The 11,877-nt window shown below is 75.0% G+C and carries 1 protein-coding gene; it reads left to right on the top strand.

All coding sequences use genetic code 11. The features are described from left to right. The first annotated feature begins 27 nt into the window (after positions 1 to 27). Positions 28 to 11,823, top strand: a complete 11,796-nt coding sequence (locus tag ACZ51D_RS01965; RefSeq protein ID WP_465660824.1) for an SDR family NAD(P)-dependent oxidoreductase — start codon at positions 28 to 30, stop codon at positions 11,821 to 11,823. The last annotated feature ends 54 nt before the right edge of the window (positions 11,824 to 11,877 follow it).

Raw genomic sequence — 11,877 nt, 5'->3', positions numbered from 1 at the left:
ACCCGCGAACCAGGACGGCGGCCCCCAATGGTGAACGACGACAAGCTGAGGGACTACCTCAAGCGCGTGACGGCGGACCTGCACCACACCCGCCGGCGCCTGACCGAGGCCGAGGAAGCGGGCCGCGAACCGATCGCGGTCGTCGCGATGAGCTGCCGCTACCCCGGCGGCGTACGGTCCCCCGAGGACCTGTGGCGCCTGGTCACCGACGGCACCGATGCCATCACCGGCTTCCCCCGCGACCGGGGCTGGGACCTGGACCACCTGGACGACCCGGAACAACTGTGCGAGGGCACCAGCCACACCGCCCTGGGCGGATTCCTCGACGACGTCGGGCACTTCGACCCCGGATTCTTCGGGATCTCCCCGCGCGAAGCGCTCGCGATGGACCCGCAGCAGCGGCTCCTCCTGGAGACCACCTGGGAGGCGTTCGAACGGGCCGGTATCGACCCCGCGACCCTGCGGGGCAGCAGGACCGGCGTCTTCGCCGGGGTGATGTACCAGGACTACGCGGTACGGCTGCGCCAGGTCCCCGACGACGTGGCCGGCTACGTCGGCAGCGGCAGCTCCGACAGCGTCGCCTCGGGCCGCGTCGCCTACACCTTCGGTCTGGAGGGCCCGGCGGTCAGCATCGACACCGCATGCTCCTCCTCGCTGGTCGCCATCCACCTCGCCGCCCAAGCCCTGCGGGCCGGCGACTGCACCCTGGCCCTGGCCGGGGGCGCGATGGTCATGTCGACACCCGTTCCGTTCGTGGAGATGAGCCGCCAGGGCGGCCTGGCCCGGGACGGCCGCTGCAAGTCCTTCGCCGCCGCCGCCGACGGCACCGGCTGGGGCGAGGGCGTCGGCATGCTCCTGCTGGAGCGCCTCTCGGACGCCCGGCGCAACGGCCACCCGGTCCTCGCCCTGATCCGCGGCACCGCCGTCAACCAGGACGGCGCCAGCAGCAGGCTCACCGCCCCCAACGGCCCCGCCCAGCAGCGCGTCATCCGCCACGCCCTGGCCAACGCCGGACTCACCCCCGCCGATGTGGACGTGGTCGAGGCGCACGGCACCGGCACCCCGCTGGGCGACCCGATCGAGGCCCAGGCCCTGCTGGCTACCTACGGGCAGGACCGCGCGGACGGGCAGCCGCTGCTGCTCGGCTCGCTGAAGTCCAACATCGGGCACACCCAGGCGGCGGCCGGCGTCGGCGGCGTCATCAAGACCGTCCTCGCCATGCGGCACGGTACCGTCCCGCCCACCCTGCACGCGCAGGACCCGTCCCCGCAGATCGACTGGACCGCGGGCGCGGTACGCCTGGTCACCGCGAACACCCCCTGGCCCGAGACCGGACGGCCGCGCCGGGCCGCGGTGTCCTCCTTCGGCGTCAGCGGCACCAACGGACACGTCGTCCTGGAACAGGCGGACGAACCCGTGCTGGAACAGGCGGACGAACCCGCCGCCCCCGCCGTCCTCCCCTGGGTGCTCTCGGGACGCACCGCCGAAGCGCTGCGCGCCCAGGCCGCACGGCTCCGCGACCACCTCGACGCCCACCCCGGACCCGGCCCGGCCGAGGTCGGCCACGCCCTCGCGACGACCCGCGCCGCGCACGAGCACCGGGCGGTCCTGATCGGCGCCCACCCCGACGAGTTCCGGGCCGGCCTCGATGCCGTGGTGGCCGGCCGCACCGCCCCCGGCCTGGTCCTGGGCACTGCCGGAACCGGCGGCGAAGTCGCCCTGGTGTTCCCCGGACAGGGATCCCAATGGGCCGGCATGGCCGTCGAACTCCTCGACTCCGCCCCCGCCTTCGCCGCCCGCATCGCGGACTGCGAGCGTGCCCTGGCCCCATTCGTCGACTGGTCCCTGGAAGCCGTCCTGCGCGGCGCTCCCGGCACCCCGCCGGCCGAACGCGTCGACGTGGTGCAGCCGGTGCTGTGGGCCGTCATGGTCTCCCTGGCCGAACTGTGGCGCTCCCACGGCATCACCCCCGGCGCGGTCATCGGCCACTCCCAGGGCGAGATCGCCGCCGCCGTGGTGGCGGGAGCGCTGAGCCTGGAGGACGGGGCGAAGGTCGTCGCCCTGCGCAGCCGCGCCATCCGCGCGCTGTCCGGCCGCGGCGGCATGGCCTCGGTGGCCCTGCCTGCCGAACAGGTCGCCGAACACCTCGCCCCCTGGGACGGCCGGCTCTCCGTCGCCGCCGTCAACGGACCCGCCTCCACCGTGGTCTCCGGCGACACCGACGCGCTCGACGCCTTCCTCGACCGGACGACGGCCCTGGACATCCGCAGCCGGCGCATCCCCGTCGACTACGCCTCGCACAGCGCCCACGTCGAGGACATCCGCACCGAACTGCTCGCCCGGCTCGACGGACTGACCCCCCGCCCGTCCGCCATCCCCTTCTACTCCACCCTCAGCGGCGGCCTGCTGGAGGACACCACCGCCCTGGACGCCGACTACTGGTACCGCAACCTCCGTGGGACCGTCCGCTTCGAACAGGCGACCCGCGCCCTGCTCGCCGACGGCTACCAGGTCCTCCTGGAAAGCAGCCCACACCCCGTCCTCACCGTCGGTGTCCTGGAGACCGCCGAGGACGCGGGCGCCGACGCCACCGCCGTGGGCACCCTGCGCCGCGACGACGGCGGCCCGCGCCGGTTCACCGAGTCCCTGGCCGAACTCCACCTGCGTGGAGTCTCCCCGGACTGGGACACCGTCTTCGCCGACCGCCGCCCCGGACGGGTGGAACTGCCCACCTACGCCTTCCAACGCGACCCGTACTGGTTGGAGGACGGAGCCGCGCCCGTCGGCGACGTCACCTCTGCCGGACTGACCCCCGCGGACCATCCGCTGCTGGGCGCCGTCGTGGTCCTCGCGGACAGCGACGGCCTGCTCCTCACCGGCCGCCTGTCGGCCCGCACCCACCCGTGGCTCGCCGACCACGCCGTCGGCGGCCGGGCACTGCTCCCGGGCACCGCCTTCCTGGAACTCGCGCTCCAGGCCGGAGCCCGCGTCGGCTGCCCCCGGGTCGAGGAATTCACCCTCGAGGCCCCCCTGGTGCTGCCCGAACACGGCGGCACCGTGCTGCGCCTCACCGTGGGCCCCCCCGACTCCCTGGGCCACCGCCCGCTCAGCCTGCACTCCCGGCCGGACACACCCGTCGACGGTGACCCCGACGGCGACGAGTGGACCAGGCACGCCGAAGGCGTCCTGGCCCAGGACGGCGCGGAAGGCGCCGAGGCCGACGGGCCGATGCCCTGGCCGCCGCCCGGCGCCGAACCCCTCGCCCTCGACGGACTGTACGACCGCTTCGCGGCGGCCGGATTCGCCTACGGTCCCGCCTTCCAGGGCCTGAACGCGGTCTGGCGGCGCGGCGACGAGCTGTTCGCGGAGGCCGTCGTACCCGCTGGGCCCGCACCCGATGCCGCCCGCTTCGGCCTGCACCCGGCCCTGCTGGACGCGGCCCTGCACGCCACCGGTGTGCCCGGCACCCCCGGCGCGGAGGCCCACCCCGAGGGACGGCTGCCGTTCTCCTGGAACGGCGTGACCCTGCACGCCACCGGCGCCGGCGCGATCCGCGTCCGGCTCGCCCCGGCCGGGCCCGACGCGGTGACGCTCGCCGTCGTCGACGCGACCGGCGCCCCCGTGGCGACCGTGGACGCACTGGTCCTGCGGCCCGCGGGCACCGTCAGCCTCGGCGCCGACCGCGCCCCTCACGGCCGCCGCCACCAGGACCTCTATGCGACGGAGTGGGTCACCACACCCGCGCGCGGCAGCGGCGCACCCGTTCACCGCACCGCGGACCTGGCCAGGCTGCTGGCCGCCGTCGACGCCGGAGCTCCGGTGCCCGAAACGGTCCTGCTCGCCTGCGCGGAGCCCACGGACACGGCCGGACCGGCCGCGGTGGTCCGCGCGGTCGTCCACCAAGCCCTCAGCGACGTCCGGACCTGGCTCGCCGACGACCGCTTCGCCGACTCTCGCCTGGTGTTCGCCACCCGGGGTGCGGTCAGCGCCGGGGAGGGGGAGGACGTACGCAACCCCGCGCACAGCGCGCTCTGGGGCCTGGTCCGTTCGGCCCGGTCCGAACACCCCGGGCGCTTCGCCCTGCTCGACCTCGACGCCGACGACGAGCACGGCACCTCCGCAGGCGTCGCCGCGGCCCTCGCCTCGGGAGAACCGCAGTCCGCGGTCCGCGGCGACGACGTCCGCGTACCCCGGCTGGCCCGGGTCCTCAGGAACGACCCGGACCTCTCGGACGACGCGGCAGGGCCCCTCCGGGCCTTCGACCCGGACGGCACGGTCCTCATCACCGGCGGCACCGGCCTGCTCGGCTCCCACGTCGCCCGCCGCCTGGTCACCGGGCACGGCGTCCGGCACCTGCTCCTGCTCTCCCGCAGCGGCCCGGCCGCCGCCGGAGCCGACGAACTGCGGGCCGAACTCGCCGCGCTGGGAGCCGAGGCCGCCATCGTCGCCTGCGACGCCGCCGACCGGGTCGCCCTGGCCGCCGTATTCGCGGACCTGCCGCCCGCGCACCCGCTGACCGCCGTGGTCCATACCGCGGGCACCCTCGACGACGGCGTCGTCACCGCACTCACCCCCGAACGGGTGGACGCCGTGCTGCGCCCCAAGGTCGACGCCGCCCTCCACCTGCACGAACTGACCCGCGACCTCGATCTGACGCACTTCGTGCTCTTCTCCTCGGCCGCAGGCACCTTCGGCGGCCCCGGACAGGCCAACTACGCCGCCGCCAACGCCTTCCTCGACGCCCTGGCCGTCCAGCGTCGGGCGGCGGGCCTGGCCGGCCAGGCCCTGGCCTGGACCCTGTGGGAGCAGGCCAGCGCCCTCACCGGACACCTGGACGAGGACGACGTACGACGCCTCGCCCGGTCCGGGATGCCGCCGCTCTCCACCGAGCGGGGACTCGCGCTCTTCGACACCGCCCTCACCGTGGACCGGGCCGCCCTGGTCCCGATGCGCCTCGACACCGCGGCCCTGCGGTCCGCGGCGGCGGAGGGCACTCTGCCGCCGCTGCTGCGCGGCCTGGTGCGCACACCGCCGCGCCGGGCGGCCACGGCCGCGCAGGCGACGGCCGACGACAACGCCCTGCGCCGGCGCCTCGCGGCCCTCGACGGCACCGGACAGACCCGGCTGCTCGTCGAACTCGTCCGCACCCACGCCGCTGCGGTCCTCGGCCATGCCTCCCCGGACACCCTCGACCCCGGACGGGCCTTCCGCGAACTGGGCTTCGACTCACTGGCCTCGGTGGAACTGCGCAACCGCCTGAACGCCGCCACCGGCCTGCGGCTTCCCGCCAGCCTGGTGTTCGACCACCCGACCCCGGCCGCGCTCGCGGACTTTTTGGGCGCCGGACTCACGGACACGGAAGCGGCCAGGGCCGTCATGCCCGCCGTACCCGCAGGGTCGGCCGACCGGAACCGGGACGCGGACGACGACCGGATCGCGATCGTCTCCGCGGCCTGCCGCCTCCCCGGCGATGTCCGCTCACCCGAGGACCTGTGGCGGATGCTGGCCGAGGGCCGCGACGGCATCTCCGGGTTCCCCACCGACCGGGGCTGGAGCCTGGACACGCTCTACGACCCCGATCCCGACCGCATCGGCACCTCCGTCACCCGCGACGGCGGCTTCCTCCACGACGCGGCCGGGTTCGACGCGGAGTTCTTCGGCATCTCGCCGCGCGAGGCGGCGGCGATGGACCCGCAGCAGCGGCTGCTCCTGGAAACCACCTGGGAACTCTTCGAGCGCGCGGCCATCGACCCGTCCACCCTGCGCGGCGCCCCGGTCGGTACGTACGTCGGCCTGATGCAGCAGGACTACGCGGCCCGGTTGCTGCCCTACATCCCCGAGGACGTCGAGGGATTCCTCGGCACCGGCAACTCGGGAAGCGTCGTCTCCGGACGCCTGGCCTACTTCTTCGGCCTGGAAGGCCCCGCGGTCACCGTGGACACCGCGTGCTCGTCCTCGCTGGTGGCCCTGCACCTCGCGGTACGGGCGCTGCGATCCGGCGAATGCTCGCTGGCCCTGGCCGGCGGCGTCAACGTGATGTGCAGCCCCGAACTGTTCGTCGAGTTCAGCCGACAGGGCGGACTCGCTCCGGACGGCCGCTGCAAGTCCTTCGCCGCGGCGGCCGACGGTACCGCCTTCGGCGAAGGCACGGGCATGCTGCTGGTGGAGCGGTTGTCGGATGCGCGGCGCAACGGGCATCCGGTGCTGGCGGTGATCCGTGGTTCGGCGGTGAATCAGGATGGTGCGAGCAATGGTCTGACGGCGCCGAACGGTCCGTCGCAGCAGCGGGTGATCCGTGCGGCGTTGGCGGATGCGGGGCTGACGGCGTCCGAGGTGGACGTGGTGGAGGCGCACGGTACGGGGACGCGGTTGGGTGACCCGATCGAGGCGCAGGCGCTGCTGGCGACGTACGGGCAGGACCGGCCCGCGGACCGGCCGGTGTGGATCGGCTCGCTGAAGTCCAACATCGGACACGCCTCGGCTGCCGCCGGTGTGGCGGGGGTCATCAAGTCGGTGCTCGCCTTGCGGCACGGCGTGATGCCGAAGACGCTGCACGTGGACGGTCCGACGCCCGAGGTGGACTGGTCCGCGGGGGCCGGCCGACTGCTGACGGAGGCCCGTGCGTGGGACGACACGGGCCGTCCGCGCCGGGCGGGGGTGTCCTCCTTCGGCGTCAGCGGCACGAACGCCCACGTCATCCTCGAACAGGCCCCGACCGACCCGACAGCCCCCGCAGACGGGCTCGTTGACGGGTCCGGGACACCGGGGACCGTACCCGCCGCCGTCCCCTTGCTCCTCTCGGCGCGCACTCCGGAGGCGCTGTGCGCCCAGGCTGCGGCGCTGTCGGCCCGGATCGGAGACGGGTCGGGCGTCCGCGCCGTGGACGTGGCCTTCTCCCTGGCCACGGGCCGCAGCGCGCTGGGACACCGCGCGGTGCTGGTGGGCACGGAGGAGAACCTCGCCGAGCACCTGGCCGCGCTGTCACAGGGTGCTGCGGTGCCCGGCGGCGGGTTGGTTTCCGGTCGGGTGGTGTTGGTGTTCCCGGGTCAGGGTTCGCAGTGGGTGGGGATGGCCGCGGGGCTGTTGGGTGAGTCGGAGGTGTTCGCGGGGCGGATGGCGGAGTGCGGGCGGGCTCTGGCGCCTTATGTGGACTGGTCGTTGGCGGAGGTGTTGGGTTCGGAGGCGCTGTTGGCGCGGGTGGATGTGGTGCAGCCGGTGTTGTGGGCGGTGATGGTGTCGCTGGCGGAGGTGTGGCGTTCGTTCGGTGTCGTTCCGGACGCTGTGGTGGGCCACTCCCAGGGCGAGGTCGCTGCGGCTTGTGTGGCGGGCGGTCTGAGTCTGGAGGACGGGGCTCGGGTGGTCGCGTTGCGTTCCCGTGCGGTGGGGGTGTTGGCGGGCCGTGGTGGCATGGCGTCGGTGCCTCTGCCGGTGGGTGTGGTGCGGGAGCGGATCGCCCCGTGGGCGGGGCGGTTGTCGGTGGCCGCGGTGAACGGCCCGTCGTCGACGGTGGTGTCGGGTGACGCGGACGCGGTGACGGCACTGGTCGACGGGCTGATGGGTGAGGGGGTGCGGGCGCGTGTGATCGAGGTCGACTACGCGTCGCATTCCGCGCATGTGGAGGAGATCCGCGAGCGGTTGCTCTCCGATCTGGCCGGCATCGTTCCTGTCTCGGGTTCGGTGCCGTTCTTCTCGACGGTGACGGGTGGTTGGCTGGACACGAAGGCTTTGGACGCGGAGTACTGGTACCGCAATCTCCGGGAGACCGTCGAGTTCGGGAAGGCCACGGAGACGTTGTTGGGGGAGGGCTTCCGGTTCTTCGTGGAGTCCAGCCCGCACGCGGTGTTGTCGGTTGCGGTGGGGGAGTCGGTGGAGGCCGCAGGTGTGGATGCCGCGGTGCTGGGGACGCTGCGTCGCGGGGAAGGCGGCCTGGCTCAGGTGCTGCGGGCGGTGGGCCGTGCGTGGGAGCGAGGGCTGGGGGTGGACTGGTCGGGTGCGTTCCCGGGGGCGCGGCGTGTCGAGCTGCCTACCTACGCCTTCCAGCGCAGCCGTTACTGGCTCGACGTTCCGACCACGAGCTGGGACGTCGCCTCGGCGGGTCTCGCCACGACCGGGCACCCGCTGCTCGGTGCGGCGACGCAGGTCGCGGACTCCGATGAGCTGCTGCTCAGCGGCCGGATCTCGCTGCGTACCCACCCCTGGCTCGCCGACCACGCGGTGTCGGGCGTCGTCCTCTTCCCCGGCACGGCGTTTCTCGAACTCGCGCTGCGCGCCGGGGCCGAGGCGGACTGCCCGGTGGTCGAGGAACTCACCCTCGGATCGGCGCTCGTGCTCCCGGAGGAGGGAGCCGTCCACCTACAGCTCCGGGTGGCCGCACCCGACGGCGACGGTCGGCGCAGGCTCGGCGTGTTCGCCCGTACGACACGGGACGCCGACGCGCCCTGGACCGAGCACGCCACCGGCACCCTGGCACCCCGGCCCGCCAGGGACCCGGCCGGAGCCGCGGCCGGTCTGCTGAGCTGGCCGCCGTCCGGTGCCGAACCCGTGGACACCGGCGACCTCTACGAGCGCTTCGCCGAGGCCGGCTACCACTACGGCCCCGCCTTCCGCGGCATCCGTGCCGCGTGGCTCCGCGGCGGCGAGGTGTTCGCCGAGGTGGTGCTGCCGGAGCCGCAGCACGCCGACGCCGCCGGATGCGTGCTGCACCCCGCGCTGCTGGACGCGGCCCTCCAGATCGCCGCACTGCTGCCCGACCAGGACGGCCGGGCCCGGCTGCCCTTCAGCTGGAACGGCGTGACCAGCGGGACCACCGGGGCCACCACGCTGCGCGTGCGGCTCGCCACCGACACGCCGGACACCGTGACCCTGCACGCCCACGACCTGTCCGGACGGCAGGTGCTCGGCGTGGAGGCCCTGCTGCTGCGGCCTCCGGCCGCCGGCGGGCCGCTCTCCGCGACCGCCCACGCCGACCTGCTGTACCGCCTCGACTGGACCCCGGCCACCGACCCGGCCGACGGCGCCGTGCCCACCTGGGCCGCCCTCGGCGGTGCCGTCCCCGGCGCGGTGTCATGGCAGGACATCGGCGCCCTGGGGGCCGCCCTCGAAGCGGGCGCCGCCCTCCCCGAGGTGATCGTGGCGGCCATCGCCACCGCCGACCTGCCCCACCCCGCCGACCGGGTCCGGGCCACCGCGCACCAGGGCCTCGCCCTCGTGCAGCAGTGGCTGGCCGACGAGCGGTTCGCTGCGGCCAGGCTGGCCCTGCTCACCAGGGACGCGGTCCGTACCGGACCGGTCGACCGTCCCGTCGATCCCGCCCAGGCCGCCCTGTGGGGCCTGGTGCGCAGCGCGCGGGCCGAGCACCCCGGGCGCTTCGTCCTCATCGACGCGGCCGGGACCGGCGAGCCGGCGGACGCCCTGCCTGCGGCGCTCGCCGCCGGGGAACCCGAGCTGGCGCTGCGGACCGGCCCGCCGCTGCTGCCGCGGCTGGTCCGCGGCGGCCGGCCGGACGGCACGCTGTCCCTGCCGGACGGCGCCGCCTGGCGGCTCACCACCGACGGCCGGGGCTCCCTCGAGGACATCGCGGCGGAGCCCGCTCCGGCGGCCCTCGCCCCGCTGGGCAAGGGTGAGGTACGGATCGCGGTGCGCGCCGCCGGGCTGAACTTCCACGACGTCATCGCCGCGCTCGGCCTGGACCCCGACCCCGAACAGCAGGGCCTGGGCAGCGAGGGCGCCGGAACCGTCATCGAGGTGGGCCCGGGTGTGGACGACCTGGTACCCGGGGACCGGGTGATGGGGATCTTCGGGGGCGCGTTCGGCCCGACCGCCGTCGCCGACCGCCGTACCGTCGCCCGGATACCGGCGGGCTGGTCCTTCGCCCGTGCCGCATCCGTGCCGGTGGTGTTCCTCACCGCCTACTACGGTCTGTTCGATCTCGGCGGACTGCGGCGCGGGGAATCGGTACTGGTCCACGCCGCGGCCGGCGGTGTCGGCATGGCGGCGGTGCAACTCGCCCGGCACGCCGGTGCGCGGGTGTTCGCGACCGCCTCCCCCGCCAAGTGGGACGTCCTGCGGGCTGGCGGACTGGACGCCGCGCACATCGCCTCGACCCGTACCACCGACTTCGCCGAGACGTTCCTGACGGCCACCGGCGGGCGGGGCGTCGACGTCGTACTCGACAGCCTGGCACGGGAGTTCGTCGACGCCGGTCTGCGGCTGCTGCCGAACGGCGGCCGGTTCGTGGAGATGGGCAAGACCGACGTCCGCGACCCCGAGACGGTCGCCCGGCAGCACCCCGGGGTGCGCTACCGGGCGTTCGACCTGATGGAGGCCGGTCCGGAGCGCATCGGCGAGATGCTTGCCGACGTCCTGGACCTGTTCCAGCAGGGAGTGCTGCGTCCTCTGCCCGTCACCGGCTGGGACGTCCGGCAGGCCCCGGCCGCCCTGCGCTCGCTCAGCCAGGCCCGGGGCGTCGGCAAGAACGTCCTGCTGCTGCCCGCTCCGCCGGACCCCGAAGGGACTGTCCTGGTCACCGGGGCCACCGGCACCCTGGGACGGCTCCTGGCCCGGCATCTGGTCGTCGCGCACGGCACCCGGCACCTGCTGCTGGCGGGCCGCCGGGGCGGATCCGCCGACGGTATGCCGGAGCTGGTACGGGAACTGACCGGGCTCGGGGCGTCGGTGACCGTCGCAGCCTGCGACGTCGCCGACCGCGCCGCGCTCGCCGCCCTGCTCGGGTCGGTGCCCGCCGCGCACCCGCTCACCGCCGTCGTCCACGCGGCCGGTGTCCTGGACGACGCCACGATCGCGGGGCTGACTCCGGACCGGCTCGACCGCGTCCTGCGGCCCAAGGCGGACGCGGCGCTGGCCCTGCACGAACTCACCCGGGAGCTCGACCTCGCGGCGCTGGTCCTGTTCTCTTCGGGCGCCGCCCAGTTCGGCGCGGCCGGGCAGGCGAACTACGCCGCCGCCAACGCGGTCCTCGACGCCCTCGCCGCCGAACGCCGGGCCGAGGGGCTGCCCGGCCTGTCCATCGGCTGGGGCCTGTGGGAGGAGCGCAGCGAGATGACCGCCGCGGTCACCGCGGGCCGGGGCGCCGGGGCGGGCGCGCTGACCTCGGCGGAGGGCCTCGCCCTGTTCGACGCGGCACTGGACTCCCCGTACGCCTACCGGCTCGCGGCCAGGATCGCCCCGTCCGTGCTGCGGGCGGACGACCGACTGCCCGCCGTGCTCCGCGGCCTGGTCCGCCCCGCCCGTACCGGTTCCGCCTCCGCCGCGGCGCCGGCCCGCTCGATGGCGCGGCAGCTCGCCGAGCTGCCCGAGGCCGAGCTGTACCGGACCCTGCTCGACCTGGTGCGCGGCAACGCCGCGGCGGTGCTCGGCCACAGTTCGCCGAACCTGATCCGCCCGGCCCGCCCGTTCAAGGACGTCGGCTTCGACTCCCTCACCGGGGTCGAACTGCGCAACCGGCTGGTGTCCTCGACCGGGCTGCGGCTGCCGGCCGCGCTCGTCTTCGACCACCCCACCCCGGAGGCACTGGCACGCCACCTCGCCGAGCGGGCCGCCGCCGCCCGCCCGACGGGCGACGCGGCGGTCCGGGCCGGGCTCGACACCCTGGAGGCCCTGCTCGACGCCCTGCCGCCGGACGGCGTCAGCGACGAACTCGCCGCCCGGATACGGGAAGTGCTGTCCCGCCCGCTGCCCGGCGGGACACCGGCCACCACCGCCCGCCCCACGGGCGACTTGGACGACCTGGCCCCCGACCTGATCGAGGCGGCCAGCGACGACGAGGTGTTCGACTACATCGACCGGCAGTTGGGATCCGCATGACCAGGGCACCGGTCCACGCCGTCCGCGCACCCCGCGCAGCCCGAGACGAAAGCA

Source organism: Kitasatospora sp. NPDC033851 (assembly GCF_055576085.1).
Note: the sequence above shows the minus strand (reverse complement) of the source record. Positions and strands in the feature narration are given on the sequence as shown.

Bases quoted from the DNA above. Each gene is read 5' to 3' on its own strand.
- ACZ51D_RS01965 (WP_465660824.1), top strand. From the start codon at position 28: ATGGTGAACGACGACAAGCTGAGGGACTACCTCAAGCGCGTGACGGCG.